This window comes from Actinotalea sp. Marseille-Q4924, from assembly GCF_916618755.1.
GTDB lineage: Bacteria > Actinomycetota > Actinomycetes > Actinomycetales > Cellulomonadaceae > Actinotalea.
The window spans coordinates 254047-272814 of sequence record NZ_CAKAKB010000002.1 but is presented as its reverse complement, the minus strand read 5'-3'; the positions used below and the strand labels follow the sequence as shown (position 1 = coordinate 272814).

Genomic DNA, 18768 nt, shown 5'->3' with positions numbered 1-18768 from the left:
TCAGAGCATCACGGTCGCGCCGAGCAGCTCGCCGATCCCGTACGTCACGCCCATCGCGAGCGCTCCCCCGACGAGCAGGCGCAGCACCGCACTCAGCCGCGCGGCCCGGCCGAACCACGCGCTGACCGACCCCGTGAGCACGAGCGCGACGAGCACCGCCACGAACGTCACCGGGATCCGCGTCGCCTCGGACGCCAGCACCATGGCCAGCAGCGGGAGGGCGGCGCCGAGCACGAAGGCCACCGCGGACGCGAGCGCGGCGTGCCACGGGTTCGTCAGGTCCTCCTCGTCGAGGTTGTGCTCGACGTCGAGGTGGGCGCGGACGGGGTCGACGGCCGTGAGCTCCTCGGCGACGCGACGCGCCGTGTCGGCGGTCAGCCCCTTCTGCCGGTAGAGCCCCGCGAGCTGCTCGAGCTCGCCCGCCGGGTCCTCCGCGAGCTCCCGCTTCTCCTCGGCGATGAGCGCCTTCTCCGTGTCGCGGGCGCTGCTCACGGAGACGTACTCCCCGAGCGCCATGGACACGGCGCCGGCGGTCAGCGCCGCGACACCGGCGACGAGGATGGCCGTGCGGTCGGTCGTGGCGGCCGCGACGCCGACGACGAGGCCCGCTGTCGAGATGATCCCGTCGTTGGCGCCGAGGACGCCGGCCCGCAGCCAGTTGAGACGCGACTTGAGGCCGTTGGCCGGACCGCCCGGCGTGTCGGTCCCACCGGGGTCGCCGTCGGGCGTCGCCTGCGGGACCCGGGCGAGGGCGTCGTCGGCGGCGGACGCCTGCGGCGCCGCGGGACCGGGGATGGCATGACGCGAGGACCCGTCCATGCCTCGCAACCTAGGCCTGCCCGCGCGCCGGCGCCAGGAAGGGAAGGCTGTCCGACCCTCAGGCCGGCGTCGCGTCCGCGGCCCCGCGTCCGGGGTCCGGCGAGCACACCACGACGGGGATCTCCCGCTGCGTGCGCGTCTGGTACGTGGCGTAGCCCCCATACACGCCGACGGCGGCGCGCCAGAGCTCCGGCCGCTCCTGCGGGGTGGCCGTGCGTGCCCGCATCGGCACGCGGCGCGGGCCGCGCTGGACGACGACGCGGTCGTCCGCGACCAGGTTGCGGTACCACTGCGGGTGGCTCTCGCGCCCGCCGTCGGACGCGACGAGCAGCAGGTCGTCACCGTGCTGGATGGCGCTGAGGACGGTGACGCGCGGCTGACCGCTCACGCGGCCCGTCGTCGTCAGGAGCACCTGCTCGATGTGGCCGAGCCGGGCGCCGACGCGGCCGCCGGTGCGCCGGTAGAGCCAGCGGTGCGCGGCGGTGACGGCGACCTGGACGCGGCGGTTGATCATCCGGCCAGCGTAGGCGGGCGACGACGGCGCCGCGGGGTGAGGCCGCCGTGTGGGGCCACCCGGGTGACGCTCGCGCCGCCGTCGTGCCCGGGAGCGCGGCGTGGTGCTGGTCCGAGGTCGACGCCGTGTGACAAAGTCAGCCGGGCACGCCAGGTGCCCGGGGAGCGGCGGGGGGTGGCGTGGACGACCTGACGGCGCACATGTCGGCCCTCTGGCGGGCGCGCGGCGTGGGGATCGTCCTGGGTCACGGCGAGTCGCTGCTGCGGTGCAACGACGAGTTCGGCGTCATCTGCGGCCGCACCGCCGCCGAGGTGACCTCCCTGACGTGGCGGGAGATCACCCCGCCGGACCGGCACGACCGCGACCTCGTGATGTTCCAGCAGTTCCTCACGGTCGACAGCGCCAGCCTGTTCAGCGAGCTCGCGCTGCCCGACGGCGGTCGGCGGCCGGTCCTCGTGGCCGCGGCGCTCGTGGACCAGGAGGGTCCGCGGTGGATCGCCGTGGTCATCGACCTGAGCAAGGACGAGCAGCTGCGCCGCATGGCCGAGGCGGACGCGGCGATCCTGTCGACCCTGCTCGAGGACGCGCCGTTCGGCTTCGCCCTGCTGTCCAACGACCTGCGGTTCCTGCGGATCAACCACGAGCTGGCGGCGATGAACGGCCACTCGGTCGCCGAGCACGAGGGGCGGTTCGTCTTCGACGTCCTGCCCCAGCTGCGGGAGAGCGCCGAGCCGATCCTGCGGCACGTCCTCGAGACCGGCGAGCCGCTGCGCGAGGTCGAGATCGTCGGCGAGACCGACGCCGACCCCGGCGTCGAGCACATCTGGCGGGAGTCCTTCTTCCCGGTGCGGGCGCCCGGGCGCCCCGCCGTCGGCATCGCGGCCCTCGCGCGCGACGAGACGGAGCTGCGCCGGCTCCAGCAGGAGATCGAGGCGCTGTCGGACCAGCGGCGCCAGGCGCTGGAGGAGCTGCAGCGCAGCCTGCTGCCGACCCGGGTCCCGCGGGTCGCGGGGTTCGACGTCGCGGCGCGGTACATGTCCGCGTCGGAGGAGGTCCGCCTCGGCGGGGACTGGTTCGACGTCGTCCTCATGCGCGACGGACGGCTGGCGCTGTCGATCGGCGACGCCGTCGGGCACGGCATCGCGGCGATCGGCCTCATGTCCCGCGCGAGCGGCGCGATGCGGGCCTACGTCTCCCAGCAGCTCGACCCGGACGCCATGCTGCGCAACCTCGACCTGCTCATGAACGAGAGCGAGGGCGAGGCGGTCGCGAGCGCGCTGGTCGGGCGGCTCAGCCTGGACGGGGTCCTCGAGTACTCCACCGCCGGCCACCCGTACGCGCTGCTGCGGTGCGCCGACGGCGGCGTCCAGCGCCTCACCGAGGCGCAGGGTCCTCTGCTCGGGGCGCGTCGGCACCCGCGCTACCGCAGCCGCATGACGACGCTCGATCCGGGCGGTGCGCTCGTCCTGTACACCGACGGCCTCATCGAGCGCCGCGACGAGAGCCTCGCGGTGGGCATGGGCCGGCTCGCGGGCGCGATCGCGGGGCAGCCGCCCGGGGGGTCCGCGGAGGACCTCGTCGCCGCGGTGCTCGAGGCGTGCCTGGACGACCGGAGCCGCGAGGACGACGTGTGTGTCATCGCCGTGGTCCGTTCCACGGGGGTCGACGACGACGCGTCGGGCGGGGTCGCCGGCGCGCGGTGACCCGGGGGGCCTGAGGGCCGACGGTCAGGCGGGGACGACGTCCCGGACCTCGACCCCGGGCGCCCGCTCGGCGAGCAGGCGCGCGTGCAGCTCGGCGTCGGCCTGCTCGTCGGCCTCGAAGGCGATCCGGACCGAGCCTTCCTCCGCGTCGCCCTCGCGCGCGACGACCTCCCCGTCGTCGGGGTCCTGGAGCAGCTGGTCGACGAAGGGGCCGGCGACGCCCTCGTCGATCGCGGCGGGGACGCGCAGTCGTGCCTCGAACCTCATCGGTCCAGCATCAGGGGCGGCGGCGTGGGACGCCACCGGGCGACGCGCCGGCGGGAGCCGCGCCGACGGCGCGGTGCCCGGACGCCGCCCGCAGCGAGGCCCGCCAGTCGGCGGACGTCTCAGGCGGCGTGGCCGTCACCGAGCGCGCCGGCGTCCTCGACTGGCGTGAGCACCGTGAGGTCCGGGACGTCGGCGTCGGCGTCGGCGTCGAGCAGGGTGTCCAGACGCTCGTCGTCGAGGCCGTAGGCGAGGCGGACGATCTTCTCCTCGCGGCCCGTCGCGCGGGCGAGATCGGCGACGAGACGGTCGATCGTGCGCGCGGCATCGGTCAGGGTCATGTCGCTCCTTCGTCGGCGTGGACCCCCCGCGCGGACTCCTCGTCCCCAGTCTGGAGACAAGGTTGTTGAAAGTTCAAGACCAAGGTCGGCCTGTCCTCAGCCACAGCGGCTGATCTACCGATCCTTGAACGAACCATGACCGACGATAACCCGTGACCCAGATCACACGGGTGACCGTCCACAGGCTGGCGCGCCGGCGTCCGGGGAGGTGTGTGGCGTGGGGCGTCGAGAGGTGGCGTCAGGGGGCGGCGTCGGCGACGACGTCGTCGACCAGCTCCTTGAGCCCCTCGTCCGCGAGCACGCGGAAGTGGCCCGGCGTCGCGAGGACCACGTTGCGCGCCCCGAGCAGCTCGCTGCCGCCCGGGATGTGCGGGTCCCAGACGCTGTACGCGGACACGATGCGGCTGTGGACCGCGGCCTCCGCCGCGAGCACCCCGAACAGCGGGTTGGACGGGACGAAGGCCCGCACCGCCGGCAGCAGCGGGAAGAACCGCGCGAGGTGCGACCCGACGAACGGCGTCCCCACGGCCACGAGGCACCGGATCCGCTCCTCCGGGTCCTCCTGGAGCATGGCGAGCTTCCCGATGAGCCCGCCCTTGCTGTGCGCCACGACGACGACGTCGCGCAGGTCGTGGACGCGCAGATGGTCGCCGAGCACGCGGGCGCCGGTCTCGACGGGTGCGCGGTTGTAGCCGAGCGCCGAGAGGACGTGGACGCGGTGGCCAGCGGCGTGCAGGCGCCGGGCGAGCGGCCGCAGGAAGTGCCAGCTCTCGTAGACGCCGGGCACGAGGACGACGTCCGGCGGGACGGGGTGGTCCTGCCGACGGAAGGCGTCGGCGCCACGGGGCGACAGGGCGCCGACGACCTGCAGCCGCACGACGTAGCCGTAGTCGAGCACCCGCCACCAGCTGGTCCGCCACGCCGTCGCTGCCAGGCGCAGCACCCCCCGCGCGGCGCCGAGCCCGGAACCGGCGACCCGCGCACCGAGAGGCGGGCGCGCCATCAGCACGGCACCGCCCGCTCACGCATGCGCTCGATCACCGCACGCACGGCGTCGGGGCGGGACCACTGCACCACGTGCGCCCCTCCGGGGATCTCCTCGGCGCTCCCGTCCCTGGCCGAGGCCGCGAGGGCACGCACGAACGCGGTCGGCGCCACCGGGTCGCGCCCGCCACGCACGACCGTCACGGGCGCCGTCACCAGCGGCAGCCGCTCCTCGATCCGGTAGGACACCATGTGCCGCGCCGTCTCCAGGTACCAGCGCACGCCGGTGCGCAGGTACTCGCGCAGCTGGAGGAGCGCTCCCCGCGGGGGTTCGCGGACGAAGTCGACGGCGAGCCGCAGTCCCTGCCGCACGATCGACGGCGCGGCCGGGTCGACGACGGGCCCCAGCAGGACGACGGCGCCGACCAGCTCGGGCCGTCGGACCGCGAGCTCGGTGACGAACTGGGCGCCCATGGAGTGACCGACGACGACGGGCCGGTCGAGCCCGAGCTCCTCGATGAGGGCGGCCAGCACCTCGGCGTGCTCGACGACCGTCAGCGCCGGCTCGTCGGGGATGCGGCTGCGCCCGAAACCCGGCAGGTCGGGCGCGACGACGCGCACAGACCGGCTGAGGTCACGCTCGAGCGGGCCGAAGTAGCGGGACGAGACGCCGATGCCGTGCACGAGCACGACGGCGTCCGCAGCGCCGCTCGCCCCGCGGTCGCCCGTCCCGCCGGCGCCCAGCTCGAAGCAGGCGACAGCGTGCCCGGCGAGGGACAGGGTGCGCAGACTCACCTCTGCACTGTCGCGGCGTCCCCTTCGGTGCGCACGTCGACGATGTCGACGGCGTCCTTCATCCCGGTCACCTCGAGCAGGAACATCACGGTCTGGGAGGACACGAGCAGGGTCACCCGGTCCTGGCCGCGGCCGCAGAGGCGGGCGATGAACGCCAGGCCCGCAGAGTCCATGAACGTCACGCGGCGCGTGTCGACGACGACGGGCAGGCCCGCCACGGCCGCGTCCGCCGCGGCCTGCTGCAGGTCCCGACCGAGGTCGGAGTCGATCTCCCCGGACAGCACGACGTGCGTCGCGCCGTCGACCTCGAGGACCTGGACGGCCCCGGGCTCGCCGCTGGGGATGGGGATGCCTTCGTTCACCAAACGTTCCTCCGGGACGTCGCTCGCCTGTCGGCTGGGGTGCCGGACGGCGGGTCGTTCTGCTTCACCGCTGCGGGGTCCGGGCAGAGGAAGGCCCTTAACCCTACCCCGGGCGGTGCTCCTGAGATCAAGGGTGTCCGCCGGACCATCGGTCGGCCCTGCGTGAGCCGCCGCTGCCCGTCATCGGCTTCCCCGTCCCGGTGCTCCCCCGCGGGCGGTGCGCCCGGGTCGGACGCGGAACCACACCACCTTCCCCCCGCGGCGTCGCTCGACCCCCCAGTCGCTGGCGAGGTGGTCGATGATCTGCACGCCCCGTCCGCCGACGGCGTCCGGCGGCTGGTGCCGCAGGACGGGCAGGTCGCGGCTGTGGTCGCAGACGCGCACGACGAACTGCCCGCGCTCCTCGGCGGCGTCGAGCTCGACGTCGGCGTCGGCCGGCCCGTGGCGCACGGCGTTGGAGACCACCTCGGTGGTGAGCAGCGCGAGGACCTGCTGGTCGGCCACGGTCGCACCGCGGTCGCCGGCCCACTCCTGGACGGCGCGACGTGCGGACCGGACCGCTCCGGTCCCGGAACGCAGGACGAGGTGCAGGTGGGTCACCGCTCGATGCCGTTCGTCTGCGGTTGCCACTGCACCTCCTTCCGTCCCTGGGGTATCCGGACCATCGTGGGCTCCCGGCACCGATCCGCAACCGGTGGCACCCGCCCGCCCGGCCACGACGCTCTGCCCGGTCACCCGGACGAGGGACGACGCAGGCGCCGTCACGTCGGTTCCGCGACCATCTCGATGGCCCCCGCGGGGCACTCCGCCGCGCACAGGCCGCAGCCCTTGCAGTAGTCGAGGTCGATCTCGTAGCGGCCCCCGGCGCCGAGCTTGATGACCGCGTCGTCGGGGCACACGCCGTAGCAGTTGTCGCACTCGAAGCAGCTGCCGCAGGACATGCACCGACGCGCCTCGAAGAGCGCCGTGTCCGCCGTCAGGCCCTGCACGACCTCCTCGAAGCCGGTCGTCCGCCGCGCCGTCTCCAGCCGGGGGCGGACGGCGTGCGGCGCGTCCGCGTAGTACCAGGGGTTGAGCAGGTCGAAGCCCACCACCGTGGAGGTCGCTCGCGCGTTCGGGGCGACGGGCGACGTCGTCGGCGTGACGCCCGGGCCACCGAGGTACGCGTCGATCGCGCGGGCGGCGCGGGCGCCGTGCCCGATGCCGACCGTGACGCTGCGCTCGGTGGGCGTCGCGTCCCCGCCCGCGAACAGGCCGGGGTGCCCGGTCATGAGGTCCCCGTCGACCTGGACGACCCCGTCGACGACCTCGACCCCTGGCACGCCCGCGACAAGCGACAGGTCGGCCTCCTGGCCGACGGCCAGCACGAGCGCGTCCGCCTCGAGGTCCTCCAGCTCGCCGGTCGGCTGCGGGAAGCCGCTCTCGTCGAGCTCCATGCGCTCGACCCGGACGACGCCGGCGTCGGCGTGGGCGACCGTGGACAGCCAGCGCACCTGGATCCCCTCGTCCAGGGCCTGCGCGACCTCGTCGTCGTGCGCGGGCATCCGGTCGCGGTTGCGGCGGTAGACGATGATGGCGTCGGTCGCGCCGAGGCGGCGGGCGGTGCGGGCGGCGTCGACGGCGGTGTTCCCGCCGCCGTAGACGAGGACGCGGCGGCCGAGGACCGGGCGGGCGCCCTCGGCGACGTCGTGCAGGAGGGTCACCGCGTCGAGGATCCGCGCGGCCTCCCCCGCCGGCACGTAGGCGCGGCGGCCGAGCTGCGCGCCGACGGCGAGGAAGACGGCGTCCCAGCCCTCGGCGAGCGCGGCGTTGGCGTCGGTGACGGGCGTGTCCGTCTCGATCCGCACGCCGGTCGCGACGAGGCGGGCGATCTCCCCGTCGAGCACGTCGCGCGGCAGGCGGTAGGTGGGGATGCCGTAGCGCATCATCCCGCCGGGCTCGTGCCCCCCGTCGCGCACGGCGACCTCGTGCCCGAGGCGGCGCAGGTGGTAGGCGGCCGAGAGGCCTGCGGGTCCGGCGCCGACGACGAGCACGCGCCGCCCGGTCGGCGGACCGGCCTCCGGCAGCGCCCAGCCCTCGGCGAGCGCGAGGTCGCCGAGGAACCGCTCGACGGCGTTGATGCCGACGGCCTCGTCGAGGAAGGACCGGTTGCAGGCCGTCTCGCACGGGTGGTAGCAGACGCGCCCCATGACGGCGGGGAACGGGTTGCGCTCGACGAGCGTGCGCCAGGCGGTCTCGTACTCCCCCGCCTCCGCGGCGTAGAGCCAGGCCTGCGGGTCCTCGAACGCCGGGCAGGCGTTGCCGCACGGGGCGATCCGGTGCACGTACTCGGGCCGCTCGGTCCGCCACGCGCCGGTGCGGTTGGCGAGGCTGGAGCCGACGGCGAGCGTCGTCGCGAAGGAGCGGTCCATCACGGCACCTCCGGCCTGACGGGTGGGGCGGCGGGGGCCGACGAGGCGGACGACGGCAGCGCCGCGACGGGCTCGAGGAGTCCGTAGCGGGCGATGTTGCGGTCCGCGATCGCCTGCAGGTGGTCGATGACCTCCTGCCGGCGGACGGGCTTGAACAGGTGCGCGAAGCGGCCCTGGTCGACGAGGTACTCCTCGACGGGGACGCGCCGGCGGATCCGCCGCACGGCCGTGACCTCGCCCTCGACCGCCTCGATGACGGGGAAGAAGCCGCTCTCCACGGCCAGCCGCGCGGTCCGCACGGTGGCGGCGGACTCGGTCCCCCACCCCAGCGGGCACGGCACGAGCACGTGCAGGTACCGCGCGCCGTGGAAGGACATGGCGCGGGTGACCTTCTCCTCCAGGTCGCGCAGGTCGGCGATGGAGGCGGTTGCGACGTACCGGACGTCGTGCGCGATCGCGATGCGCGCCATGTCCTTGCCCTGGCCGAAGACGTTCCCGGGCTCCGGGCCGACGACCTGCGTCGTCGCCGTGCGGGCGGCCGGCGGCGTCGCGCCGGAGCGCTGCACGCCGGTGTTCATGTACCCGCCGTTGTCGTAGCAGACGTACAGGACGTCGTCGTCGCGCTCGAACATGCCGGACAGCGCGCCCATGCCGATGTCGACGGTCCCGCCGTCGCCGCCCTGCGCCACGACCCGCACGTCGTCGCGCCCGAGAGCCCGCAGGCCGGCGGCGACGCCGGACGCGACCGCGGGGGCGTTGCCGAACAGCGAGTGCAGCCACGGCACGCGCCAGCTCGTCTCCGGGTACGGGGTGGAGAAGACCTCCAGGCAGCCGGTGGCGTTGACGGTGACCATGCGGCCGTCGGTGGCGCGCATCGCGGCGTCGAGCACGTACCGGGCGCCGAGCGCCTCGCCGCAGCCGCGGCACGCGCGGTGGCCGGACGTCAGCGCGTTGCTGCGGTCCAGGCGGGACTGGCCGCTGCGCCGCTCGGGGTCCAGGAGCCGGTTGCCGACGGCCCAGCTGCCCACCTGGTAGTACTTCACGGGCATGCCCAGCTCGGTCGTCGTCATGGCGCCACCTCCGCTGCGGCCGGGACCCCGATCCGCTCGACGGTCGCGAGCGCGCCCTCCCGGGCGAGCAGCGCGTCGTCGAGGTCGAGGAACGTCAGGTCGGGCAGGTCCCCGACGACGGCGCGCTCCACGACGGCCTGCAGCGACGCCCGGGTGACCGGCCGTCCGCCCAGGCCCGCGACGACGGTGTGCAGCGCGGGGACGGTGGGCGCGAGGCTGCGGCGCAGGTCGTCGGTGACGATGCCCCCCACCCCGGTCTGGAAGGCGCGCTCGACGACGACGACGCGGCTCGCCCCGGCGAGGGCGTCCCGCACGGCGTCGGCCGGGAACGGCCGGTACAGCGTGAGGCCGAGGACGCCGACGCGGCGCCCGGCCGTGCGCGCGGCGTCGACGACGTCCTGCAGCGTGCCGACGACGGACCCGAGCGCGACGACGACGGTGTCCGCGTCCTCGAGGCGGTACGGCTCGAGCAGCCCGGGCACCGGCCGCCCGAGCACGTGGGCGAGCTCGTCGGACAGCGCGGGCAGCACCTCCGGCACGCGCTGGTGGCGGCGGTGGGCGACGTAGCGGACCTCGGTGAACGCCTCGGGGCCGACCATGGCGCCGATGGAGACGGGGTCGTCCGGGTCGAGGCGCTCGTGCGGGGCGAACGGCGGCAGGTATGCGTCGACCGCGGCGGCGTCGGGCACGTCGACCCGCTCCACGGCGTGCGTGAGCACGAACCCGTCCATGCAGACCATGACCGGCAGGGAGGCCGTCTCGGCCAGCCGGAACGCCAGGACGTGCAGGTCCGCGGCGGCCTGGTTGGAGGACGCGTGCAGCTGGACCCAGCCGGAGTCGCGCTGCGACATGGAGTCGGAGTGGTCGTTCCAGATGTTGATGGGTGCGCCGAGGGCGCGGTTCGCGACGGTCATGACGATGGGCAGGCCCAGCCCGGCGACGTTGAAGACCGCTTCCGCCATGTGGAGCAGGCCCTGGCTCGACGTCGCGGTGTAGGTGCGCGCCCCCACCGCGCTCGCGCCGATGAGTCCCGACAGCGCCGACGTCTCGCAGTCCACGTTGAGGTACTCGCAGTGCAGCTGACCCGACTTCACCAGGCGGGAGATCTGCTCGACGATGTGCGTCTGCGGCGAGATCGGATAGGCACACACGACCTGCGGCCGGCACGCGGCGACGGCCGCGGCGACGGCCTTGGAACCCTCAACCTGCTGCAGCACGCGGCACCTCCGCCGTCTCGAGGGTGGCGCCCTCCCGCTCCGCCGGCGGGGCCGCTTCGGCCGTGTCCGGTCCGAGGACGAGCCAGTAGGCGGCGCGGGCCGCCTCGGCGTTGCGCTGGCCGACGACGCCGGGGAACCGCTCCAGCAGCGCGGCGACGACGGCGTCGAGGCTCACCAGGCCGGTGACGGCGGCGAACGCCCCGAGCAGCGGCGTGTTCGGCAGGGGCCGACCGAGGTGGTGCCGCGCGATGGCGGTCGCCGGGACGGGCACGACGACGGTGCGGTCCGGCGGTGGTGCGCCGTGCAGGCCGAGGTCGGCGGGCCGGCGCGGGCTGTCGAGCAGCACGAAGCCGTCGGGGCGCAGGCCGGCGAGCACGTCGACGTGGCCGAGGAGCGTGACGTCCTGGACGATCACGGCGTCCGGCGTGGTGACGGGGTCGTGGGCGCGGATGGGCTCGTCGGCGATGCGGCAGAAGGACACGACGGGCGCGCCGGTCCGCTCGGAGCCGAAGAAGGGGAAGGCCTGGGCGTACCGGCCCTGCCGGAACGCGGCCTCGGACAACAGCTCGGCGGCGGTCACGACCCCCTGGCCGCCGCGTCCATGGATCCGTACTCGGAACACTGCGCACCACCTCACCACCGTGTTTATCCCGCCGAGGTGCGGTGATGCGCGGGACGAACGTCCCCGCGCCTGGTCAGCGCCCTCCGGTAGAGGGCTGGTTCCCGCCGTTCGGACGCGTGCGTCGCGCGCCGTGCGGGACTGCCCAGGACGGGGCGGGCTGCGGCACCTGCGCCGCCGGGGCCGGCCGTGCCGGCCGGGCACCCAGCCGGGACGGCAGGGGCTCACGGATCTCCTGCGTCACCGCGCTGAGCCGCTCCGGCGGGACCGGGCGGGCGATCCCGTACCCCTGCGCGAGGTCGCAGCGCATGTCGCGCAGCGTCAGGAGGGTCGCGTCGTCCTCGATCCCCTCCGCCACGACGGACAGGCCGAGCCGCTGGCTCAGCTCCACCACGGACCGCACGATCGCCTCCGACGCCTCGTTGCCGTGCAGCACCGGCGCGGACTCGCGGAGCGGGTCGCGCAGGTCCAGGCCGGCGGACGTGACACAGGTCGGCGCCCGCCGCCTCCACCTCGGCGGCGGTGCCGCGGGCTCCCTGCTCGTTCTCGTGCCAGGTCACGCCGACGTGCCGCCCGGGGCCGGCGAGCCGGACTGCCACGGCCCCTGCCGATTCAGCGCGCCACGCGCGTGGTGGACGAGATGGCTCGACCCATGTGCGGGACACGGTCACCGTCGACCTCGACGGCGCGTTCTGCTGCCTTCAGGCGGCGCCCGGCACATGGTCTCCGGCGGCCGCGGCGGGCGCGTGGTCGCAATTACGAGCGTCTACGAGCAGGCGCCGCCCGTCGGGGCCGCGCCGTACGGCGCCGCGAAGGGCGGCCTGGGCCTCCTGGTGAAGGTGGCGGCGCTGGAGCTGGCGGAGCACGGCATCACGGTGAACGCCGTGGCCGCGGGTGAGATCGCAACGCCGATGACCGACGATCCTGACCCACGACCGGTGCCCACTCCGCACGTGGGACACAGTGTCTCCCCGATCGTGAGCCTTCCGTGACCCTGCGATGGACCAGACTGGCGACGTCCGACAGCACCTGGAGGCCATGTGTCCTACCCGCCGTCCCGTCCCGAGGTGCCGGCGCGCCCGTTTACCGTCCTCACCGTGTGCACGGGCAACATCTGCCGCTCCCCCGCCGTCGAGCGGCTGCTCGCCGCCGGCCTCGGGCCGGACTCGGGCGTGCGGGTCGAGAGCGCGGGCGTGGGCGCCGTCGTCGGGGCGCCGGTCGCGCCCCTCATGGCCACCCGGCTCGACGCCGCCGGCGTGGTCCACGACGGGTTCGCGGCACGCCAGGTGACCGAGCAGATGGTCCGCGACGCCGACCTCGTGCTGCCCCTCACCCGGCGGCACCGCTCGGCGCTCGTCGAGCTCGCACCCTCTGCCGTGCGCCGGACGTTCACGCTCCGCGAGCTCGCGCGGCTGGCCACGGCCGTCGGGCCGCACGCCCTGCCCCCGGGGTCCCCAACCGAGCGCCTCGCCGCGCTCGTCCCGCTCGCCGCCGCCCAGCGCGGCCTGCACCGTGCCCGGCCCGAGGACGACGACGTCGTCGACCCCTGGGGCTACGACGAGTCCGCCTACGCGCGGTCGTTCGACCAGATGGCCCCGGCGGTCGAGGCGATCGTCGCCGTCGTCCGGGGCTGAGCACCGCGGGGCGCGCGACAGGTCGTTCGCACTTGGAGTCTCGTTGTCCGTTATGATCTCGGTCACCTGAGTCACACGAACCGGAACCGTGACGCCGCGACCGACGGCCCGCGCGTCGCGGCCCTTGACGCGTCCGGCGACCGGCGAGGCCGTACTCTCAGCGGAATGACGCACAGTGGGAAGCGGGTCCGGTGACCGACTGGAGCCCCAGGGCGACGGCGACCCTGCGCCCCCGCCCGCCCGGTCGGCTCGCCGCCCGGGAGGTGCGTCGGCGCATGCTCGACCAGGGCCACCAGGTGATCCGCGAGCGCGGCCTCGCCGTCGGCCTCGACGACATCCGCATGGAGGACCTCATCGCCGCGGCGGAGGTGCCGCGCTCGTCCGTGTGGCGCATCTGGACCGCGAAGGCCGACTACGCCGCGGACCTGCTCGTCTCCGCCGTCGACCCCCGCGGCGCGAACGTCCTGCACGCCCAGGTCGACCACGAGGCGGTGGACGTCGCCCTCGCGCGTCTCGACGAGCTCACCGACCGGATGGACACCGCCGAGCAGCGTCGGGCCGCCCTCGAGGACATCGTCAGCCGGGCCGTCGACCACAGCTACCTGTCGTTCGCGGCCTCGCGGGCGTGGCGCACCTACTTCGCGCTGCTCGCCTCGCTCCCCGCGCTGCACCAGTCGCGGGTGCGCGCCGCCATCACCGCGCGCATGTACGAGGCCGAGCGGGAGTTCGCCGCCGAGATGGGCGCCTACTACGCCGAGATCGCGCGCCGCGTCGGCATCCGCCTGCGCCGCCCCGACGCCGGCTGGGAGTCCCTCGCCCTGGCGTGCTCCGCCGTCGTCGAGGGTCTCGCGCTGCGCTCGGAGATCTACGAGCCGGTCGCGCGCGAGCCGGAGCCCGAGCCGCCGACGACGGCGCGCACCGCCCGCTCGAACGGCGACGCCGCCGCTGCTCCGTCGACGGACGCCCCGCCCGAGGAGCCCACCGTCGACTGGGGAGCGCTGCGCCCCACGATCGGCGAGCTCGTCGAGGGACCGCGCGGGACCGGTGACCGGTGGAGCACCGCGGCGATCGCGATCCTCGGCATCATCGACGCGTTCACCGAGCCGGACCCGGACTACCGGCACGACTGAGGCTCGGGGTCGTCGGGCCTGTCCGCCCGACGACGAGCGCGGCCGCTCAGGTCGCCGGCGCCGACCTGGCCATGCGGAAGATCGGCCGCCGGTTGTGGCCGCCGCCCTCCGTCGCGGGGTTGGGCACGGAGGTGACGGGACCGACGTGCTCGGGCTCCGCGGCGTCGTCGTCGGGCTCGATCTCGATCGGTGCGGTGACCAGGTCACGGACACCCGCCACCACGGCCTCCGTCGCGGCGACGCGCGCCTCGGCGCGGTCCCGCTGGTGCCGCACGGCCGCGAGCTGCCCCTCCAGGTCCGCCACCTGGGCGGCGTGGGCGGAGCGCTCGCTCTCCAGCCGTCGCTGGAGCACCGCGGTCTCCTCCGCGAGGCGCGACTCCAGCCCGAGGATCTCCGCCTCGTGGCGCGACACGAGGTCCTCGAGGTCGGGGACGCGGTCGGCCTGCCGGCGCACGGCGTCGAGCTGCGCCGCGACCCCGGACTCCTCCAGCGCACGACGCGCCAGGTCGACCCTCGTCTCGCGCTCGGACGCCCGCAGGTCCGACCAGTGCTGACCCCGCATCAGCTCGAAGCGGGTCTTCTCGATGCTCTCCGCCAGGCTCTCCGGTGTCATGCTCGACGGTAGGCACGAGAGGGCGCCAGATCACAGGGCAGATGTCCGGGTTCACCCGGACAGCCGCACCTTTCACCCGGGTTCGTCGGCGGTGATCTTCGGGCAGCCGCTCCGGTCGGGTGCGGGCCCTCCCATGGCGCCTCGGCACGGGACTGTCCAGGGCACACGCCGCAATGTGGACCAATCGGGTGAACAGTCCCGGACACCGGCCGCGCGTAGGCAGAGAGCGCGCGCTTCACCCGCTCCGCGCCGTCATCATCGGTCCGAGCGTCGCTCACAATCGGGCAGAGCTCACGACTCGACCCGAGACGACCAGACAAGGGGGTGTCGACGTGACCACCGCCGGCACCCTCGTCCCCGTCCGCGAGTTCGGACCGTTCGACGAGCTCTCCGACCAGGCCCACCAGCACTACATCGACGGCTTCGCCGAGCGCGCCGTCGCGGCCTGTCGCACGTACCAGCCGCTCGCCCGCGCCGCCGGCGACATGTCCACGCTGCGCTTCCTGCTCTACACCGAGTCGATCTCCCTCATGGAGCTCGGTCGCCACGGCGACGCCGTGGACGCGGCGCGCACGATCCTGTCGCTCAGCGGTCCGGACGACCACGTGTGGCGCGCGAAGGCCCTGGCCATGGTCGCCGAGGCGAGCACCCGGGAGGGCCAGCAGAGCCGCGCGCTCGGCGCGCTGGCCGAGGCGGACTGGGCGGTCAGCGCCGTGCCGTCGGGCTCGTACGGGCACATCTCGGCCAGCATGGCCGTCGCCCTGGCGCTGCGCTCCGTGACGCTGTTCGAGCACGCCGACGAGCGCCTGTGCGAGCTGCTGCACGTCGAGGACGACTGGATCCGCCTCCTCGTCGTGCACGAGCTCACCGAGCTCGCCGCCACCTGGGCCGTGAGCCTCGCGCTCCTGGGCCGCACCGAGGACGCGCGGGTCGAGTTCCTGACGACGCTGGAGCGGTCGCTGCACATGCAGCGCCTCGGCTGGAGGACCGACTCCCCCGCGATGGTCGCGCGGGGCGAGATCTACGAGGCGTTCGCGCTGCTCAACCTCGGGGAGCCGGAGCTCGCGCTCGGCCGCGCGCTCGCGGCGAAGGACCGGTTCCAGCACCGCCGGGAGCTCCTGGAGACCCAGCTCTACCGCCTGGTGACCGCGCACGCCGCGACGACCGACGGCGACTTCGCGCGCGCCCGCGAGCTGCTGCGGGCCGCGGTCGCCGACGCGACCGCGAACGGCCGCGAGGCGTGGGTGGGCATGGGCCTGGAGGCGCTGGCCGAGGTCGACGTCGCCGAGCACGGCCACACGCCGGCGACCGCCATCTGGCGGGACATGGCCCGCTCCGCGCTCGCCCGCCTCTGGAGCGAGCGCGAGGGCCGGTTCACCGCGCTGCAGGACCGCGACCACATCCGTCGCCTCACCGCCGAGACCGACCGCATGGGACGCGTCGTGCTCCAGGACCCGCTGACGGGGCTGGGCAACCGGCGCCTGCTCGTCGCGACGCTCGAGGCCAGCCCGCGGCCGATGTCCGTGGTGTTCATCGACGTCGACAACTTCAAGTCCGTCAACGACCAATACTCCCACGCCGTGGGCGACGAGGTGCTGCGCCGGATCGCGCAGGTGCTGCGCGCCCAGTGCCGCGCCGAGGACGTCATCGTCCGCTACGGCGGCGACGAGTTCATCGTGCTCACCGCCCACGACGACCGCCGGGCGCGCTCCGTCGCCGAGCGCGTGCACCGGGCGATCCGGAACCACCCGTGGGACGAGCTCGAGCGGGGCCTGACGGTCACCGTGTCCATCGGCGTCGGGGTGCCGGACGCCAGCACGGAGAACCCGCTGGTCGCAGCCGACATCGCGCTCATCACGGCGAAGCGCGCGGGCCGCGACCAGGTCGCCGGGCTGGAGTCCGACGACGACCCGGCCGACGACGCCGCGAGCGTCGCGCTCCGGCGCGACTGACGCTCGTCCCGGCGCGCCGACGCCCCTTCGTCGAGGGCAGTGGCGCTCAGGCGAGGTGGGCACCGCTCAGGCGGGACCGGCCAGCCCGAGCGGCGGCCAGCCACTCCTCCGCGCCACCCGCCGTGCGCGAGCGGTCCAGCACCTCCGCGAGCTCGTCGCCGGTCATCGGGCGCCCGAGGTGGAAGCCCTGGACGCGGGTGCAGCCGAGGCGCCGCAGCGTCGTGAGCTGGCCCGCCGTCTCCACGCCCTCCGCGACCACCTGCAGGCCCAGCGTCCGGGCCAGGCCGATGACGGCCTCCACGATGGCCGTGTCCTCCCCCGGCCGGTCCAGCCCCTCGACGAAGGACCGGTCGATCTTCACGACGCTCACCGGGAACCGCTTGAGGTACGCCAGCGACGCGTAGCCGGTGCCGAAGTCGTCGATGGCCAGGCGTGACCCCGCGTCGGTGACGCGCGCGAGCTCCCCGGCGGCGGCGTCGCCCGCGTCGAGGAGCACGTGCTCGGTGATCTCCAGCAGCACGCGCGCCGGGTCCGCGCCGCTGTCCCGCGCGGCCCGGTCCAGCTGGTCGGCGAGCGCGAGGTGGCTGACCTGCCGCGTGGAGACGTTGACGGTGACCTGCATGTCGGGCACCCGCGCCTGCCACCGCGCGAGCTGCCGGCAGGCCTCCTGCAGCACCCAGTCGCCGATGGGCACGATGAGGTCGCTGGCCTCGGCCACGTCGATGAAGGCCTCCGGCGACAGGGTGCCGCGCACCGGGTGCTCCAGCCGCAGCAGCGCCTCCGCTGAGACGACGCGGCCGTCGGCGACGTCGACGATCGGCTGGAAGAGCAGCCGGAAGCCGCCGTGGTCCAGGGCGTGCCGCAGAGCCTCCTCCGTCGCCAGCCGCTCCACCGCCATGGTGTGCAGCGTCTCGTCGTAGAGCACCCAGCGGTCCCGGCCCGCGCGCTTGGCCTGGTGCATCGCCAGGTCCGCCTCGCGCAGCAGGACCTCCGGGTCGGCCGCCGGGTCCGACGTCGTCGTCACACCGATGCTCGGGCCGACGACGAGCCGGAAGCCGCGCACTTCGACCGGCTCGCTCATCCGCTCGTGCAGCCGGCGCGCCACCCGCAGCGCCTCCGTCTCGTCGCGCACCCGCATCGCGACGACGAACTCGTCACCGGACAGCCGGGCGACCGTGTCCGGCGCGGGCACCGTCTCCGTGAGGCGCTGCGCCATCTCCCGGAGCACCTCGTCGCCGGCGGTGTGACCGAGCGTGTCGTTGACGTCGCGGAAGCGGTCCAGGTCGCAGACCAGCACCGCCAGCCCCCGGTCGGCACCGGCGAGCTGCCCGACGGCGAGGCGCAGGTGGTCCATGAGGAGCGTGCGGTTGCCCAGGCCCGTGAGGGCGTCGTAGAGGGCGCGGTGCGCGAGCTCGGCCTCGGCGGCCCGGCGGGCGGTGACGTCCTCGACGTGCTCGATGACGTACGAGGGCGAGCCCTCGCGCTGCACGACCGACGCCGTCACGCGCACCCACGCCCAGCCGCCGTCGGCGCGGCGCAGGCGGCGCTCCTGCTGGAAGCCGCTGCTGCTGCCGGCGGCCATGCGGGCCAGCTCGTCGAAGGCGGCCGCCAGGTCGTCGGGGTGGTGCAGCTCCGCGGACGGGCGGCCCATGAGGTCCTCCGGCGCACGTCCGACGAGGTCGGCGAGGGTCTGGTTCGCCTCGAGGATCCGCCCTTCCTCCCCGGGCTCGAGGCCGAGGATCACCATGCCGACGGGCGCGCCGTCGAACGCCGAGCGGAACCGGCGCTCGCTGTGGTCGAGCTCGCGGTCGACGATGAGCTGCGCGGTGACGTCCCGCCAGGTCACCAGGAGCTCGTCGCCGAGACGGACGACGCGCAGGTCGACGTACCGCTCGTCGCCGTCGGGCGTGGGGACGAACAGGGACTCCAGCAGCAGCGATGTCCCGCCCGTGAGCACCTGCACGTAGCGGTGGAAGAGCGCTGCTGGACCGGGCCGGGACACGGCGTCGTCGTCGGGCGGGACCCACTCGTCGCCGACGGCGGTCCCCCGCGCCACGGCAGGCGTGTTGGCGTGCACGACGACGAACCGCGTCACGGCGCCGCTCGCGTCGCGCACCGGGCGGACGACGGCGACCGGGTCCAGGACGTTGTCGAGCGCACCCTCGACCCGCAGCTGCTCCGCGGGCTCGCGCTCACCGGGCCACGCCCCAGGGGACGATGCCCCGGGACGGTCGATCATGGCCACGCGTCAACGGTACGCGCGCCCCGGGGATCCGGCGATCCCCGGAAGACGGGCACCTCTTCCCCCCTCGTGGGGGGTCGCGGTCGGTCACATCAGTC

At 74.8% G+C, this 18768-nt stretch carries 20 protein-coding genes; 5 read left to right on the top strand and 15 right to left on the bottom strand.

All coding sequences use genetic code 11. The annotated features are described in order from the left end of the window. Positions 1 to 819 (bottom strand): VIT family protein, encoded by an 819-nt coding sequence (locus LG379_RS05530; RefSeq protein WP_225753591.1) that lies wholly within the window; start codon positions 817 to 819, stop codon positions 1 to 3. A 58-nt stretch (positions 820 to 877) separates the two neighbouring features. After that, on the bottom strand, positions 878 to 1333 hold the full coding sequence (locus LG379_RS05525) for a nitroreductase family deazaflavin-dependent oxidoreductase (RefSeq protein ID WP_225753590.1): 456 nt from the start codon (positions 1331 to 1333) through the stop codon (positions 878 to 880). Between the two features lie 179 nt (positions 1334 to 1512). Between LG379_RS05525 and LG379_RS05520 the strand changes: the two genes are divergently transcribed. Then, positions 1513 to 3036, top strand: coding sequence for a PP2C family protein-serine/threonine phosphatase (locus LG379_RS05520; protein ID WP_225753589.1), 1524 nt, complete (start codon positions 1513 to 1515; stop codon positions 3034 to 3036). A gap of 24 nt (positions 3037 to 3060) precedes the next feature. On the opposite strand, the gene LG379_RS05515 is transcribed toward LG379_RS05520, so the two are convergent. The 11 genes from LG379_RS05515 to LG379_RS05465 all read right to left on the bottom strand — a co-directional run bounded on the left by LG379_RS05515 (position 3061) and on the right by LG379_RS05465 (position 11535). Further along, on the bottom strand, positions 3061 to 3303 hold the full coding sequence (locus LG379_RS05515) for a hypothetical protein (protein WP_225753588.1): 243 nt from the start codon (positions 3301 to 3303) through the stop codon (positions 3061 to 3063). 119 nt (positions 3304 to 3422) lie between these two features. Continuing rightward, positions 3423 to 3641, bottom strand: a complete 219-nt coding sequence (locus LG379_RS05510; RefSeq protein WP_225753587.1) for a hypothetical protein — start codon at positions 3639 to 3641, stop codon at positions 3423 to 3425. A 238-nt stretch (positions 3642 to 3879) separates the two neighbouring features. Next, positions 3880 to 4644, bottom strand: coding sequence for a triacylglycerol lipase (locus LG379_RS05505; RefSeq protein WP_225753586.1), 765 nt, complete (start codon positions 4642 to 4644; stop codon positions 3880 to 3882). Continuing rightward, entirely contained in the window at positions 4644 to 5420 is a 777-nt protein-coding gene (locus tag LG379_RS05500) for an alpha/beta fold hydrolase (protein ID WP_225753585.1), read from the bottom strand. The genes LG379_RS05505 and LG379_RS05500 overlap by 1 nt, the downstream gene beginning before the upstream one ends. Further along, positions 5417 to 5782 (bottom strand): STAS domain-containing protein, encoded by a 366-nt coding sequence (locus tag LG379_RS05495; protein WP_225753584.1) that lies wholly within the window; start codon positions 5780 to 5782, stop codon positions 5417 to 5419. The genes LG379_RS05500 and LG379_RS05495 overlap by 4 nt, the downstream gene beginning before the upstream one ends. A gap of 180 nt (positions 5783 to 5962) precedes the next feature. Beyond that, positions 5963 to 6412, bottom strand: a complete 450-nt coding sequence (locus LG379_RS05490; protein WP_225753583.1) for an ATP-binding protein — start codon at positions 6410 to 6412, stop codon at positions 5963 to 5965. A 131-nt stretch (positions 6413 to 6543) separates the two neighbouring features. Further along, positions 6544 to 8193 carry an NAD(P)-binding protein gene (locus LG379_RS05485; protein ID WP_225753582.1) on the bottom strand — a complete coding sequence of 550 codons (1650 nt, stop codon included), beginning with the start codon at positions 8191 to 8193 and terminating at the stop codon, positions 6544 to 6546. After that, positions 8193 to 9263 (bottom strand): thiamine pyrophosphate-dependent enzyme, encoded by a 1071-nt coding sequence (locus LG379_RS05480; protein ID WP_225753581.1) that lies wholly within the window; start codon positions 9261 to 9263, stop codon positions 8193 to 8195. Before LG379_RS05480 ends, LG379_RS05485 begins: the two co-directional genes overlap by 1 nt. After that, positions 9260 to 10480: a hypothetical protein gene (locus LG379_RS05475; protein ID WP_225753580.1), complete on the bottom strand. Its 1221-nt coding sequence runs from the start codon at positions 10478 to 10480 to the stop codon at positions 9260 to 9262. Before LG379_RS05475 ends, LG379_RS05480 begins: the two co-directional genes overlap by 4 nt. Then, positions 10464 to 11102, bottom strand: a complete 639-nt coding sequence (locus tag LG379_RS05470; RefSeq protein WP_225753579.1) for a 2-oxoacid:acceptor oxidoreductase family protein — start codon at positions 11100 to 11102, stop codon at positions 10464 to 10466. Before LG379_RS05470 ends, LG379_RS05475 begins: the two co-directional genes overlap by 17 nt. A 73-nt stretch (positions 11103 to 11175) precedes the next feature. Then, positions 11176 to 11535 carry an EAL domain-containing protein gene (locus tag LG379_RS05465; RefSeq protein ID WP_225753578.1) on the bottom strand — a complete coding sequence of 120 codons (360 nt, stop codon included), beginning with the start codon at positions 11533 to 11535 and terminating at the stop codon, positions 11176 to 11178. 283 nt (positions 11536 to 11818) lie between these two features. Between LG379_RS05465 and LG379_RS05460 the strand changes: the two genes are divergently transcribed. The 3 genes from LG379_RS05460 to LG379_RS05450 all read left to right on the top strand — a co-directional run bounded on the left by LG379_RS05460 (position 11819) and on the right by LG379_RS05450 (position 13863). Next, a complete protein-coding gene (locus tag LG379_RS05460; RefSeq protein WP_370634437.1) occupies positions 11819 to 12091 on the top strand; it encodes an SDR family NAD(P)-dependent oxidoreductase in 273 nt (90 codons plus the stop codon). A 105-nt stretch (positions 12092 to 12196) separates the two neighbouring features. After that, a complete protein-coding gene (locus LG379_RS05455; protein ID WP_255632890.1) occupies positions 12197 to 12733 on the top strand; it encodes a low molecular weight phosphatase family protein in 537 nt (178 codons plus the stop codon). Between the two features lie 191 nt (positions 12734 to 12924). Beyond that, a complete protein-coding gene (locus tag LG379_RS05450) occupies positions 12925 to 13863 on the top strand; it encodes a hypothetical protein (protein WP_225753576.1) in 939 nt (312 codons plus the stop codon). A gap of 46 nt (positions 13864 to 13909) precedes the next feature. Here the strand turns inward: LG379_RS05450 and LG379_RS05445 are convergent, their stop codons facing one another. Then, entirely contained in the window at positions 13910 to 14476 is a 567-nt protein-coding gene (locus LG379_RS05445; protein WP_225753575.1) for a hypothetical protein, read from the bottom strand. 332 nt (positions 14477 to 14808) lie between these two features. On the opposite strand from LG379_RS05445, the gene LG379_RS05440 reads away from it, so the two are divergent. Then, on the top strand, positions 14809 to 16428 hold the full coding sequence (locus tag LG379_RS05440) for a diguanylate cyclase (protein WP_225753574.1): 1620 nt from the start codon (positions 14809 to 14811) through the stop codon (positions 16426 to 16428). Positions 16429 to 16474: 46 nt separating this feature from the next. Here the strand turns inward: LG379_RS05440 and LG379_RS05435 are convergent, their stop codons facing one another. Beyond that, complete coding sequence (locus LG379_RS05435) at positions 16475 to 18667, bottom strand: bifunctional diguanylate cyclase/phosphodiesterase (protein WP_225753800.1); 2193 nt, start codon at positions 18665 to 18667, stop codon at positions 16475 to 16477. Positions 18668 to 18768: the final 101 nt, after the last annotated feature.

What these genes read in the sequence shown, in the direction of transcription:
- LG379_RS05530 (WP_225753591.1), bottom strand. Translation starts at nt 819, where the DNA reads ATGGACGGGTCCTCGCGTCATGCCATCCCCGGTCCCGCGGCGCCGCAG.
- LG379_RS05525 (WP_225753590.1), bottom strand. Translation starts at nt 1,333, where the DNA reads ATGATCAACCGCCGCGTCCAGGTCGCCGTCACCGCCGCGCACCGCTGG.
- LG379_RS05515 (WP_225753588.1), bottom strand. Translation starts at nt 3,303, where the DNA reads ATGAGGTTCGAGGCACGACTGCGCGTCCCCGCCGCGATCGACGAGGGC.
- LG379_RS05510 (WP_225753587.1), bottom strand. Translation starts at nt 3,641, where the DNA reads ATGACCCTGACCGATGCCGCGCGCACGATCGACCGTCTCGTCGCCGAT.
- LG379_RS05505 (WP_225753586.1), bottom strand. Translation starts at nt 4,644, where the DNA reads ATGGCGCGCCCGCCTCTCGGTGCGCGGGTCGCCGGTTCCGGGCTCGGC.
- LG379_RS05485 (WP_225753582.1), bottom strand. Translation starts at nt 8,193, where the DNA reads ATGGACCGCTCCTTCGCGACGACGCTCGCCGTCGGCTCCAGCCTCGCC.
- LG379_RS05480 (WP_225753581.1), bottom strand. Translation starts at nt 9,263, where the DNA reads ATGACGACGACCGAGCTGGGCATGCCCGTGAAGTACTACCAGGTGGGC.
- LG379_RS05460 (WP_370634437.1), top strand. Translation starts at nt 11,819, where the DNA reads ATGGTCTCCGGCGGCCGCGGCGGGCGCGTGGTCGCAATTACGAGCGTC.
- LG379_RS05445 (WP_225753575.1), bottom strand. Translation starts at nt 14,476, where the DNA reads ATGACACCGGAGAGCCTGGCGGAGAGCATCGAGAAGACCCGCTTCGAG.
- LG379_RS05435 (WP_225753800.1), bottom strand. Translation starts at nt 18,667, where the DNA reads ATGATCGACCGTCCCGGGGCATCGTCCCCTGGGGCGTGGCCCGGTGAG.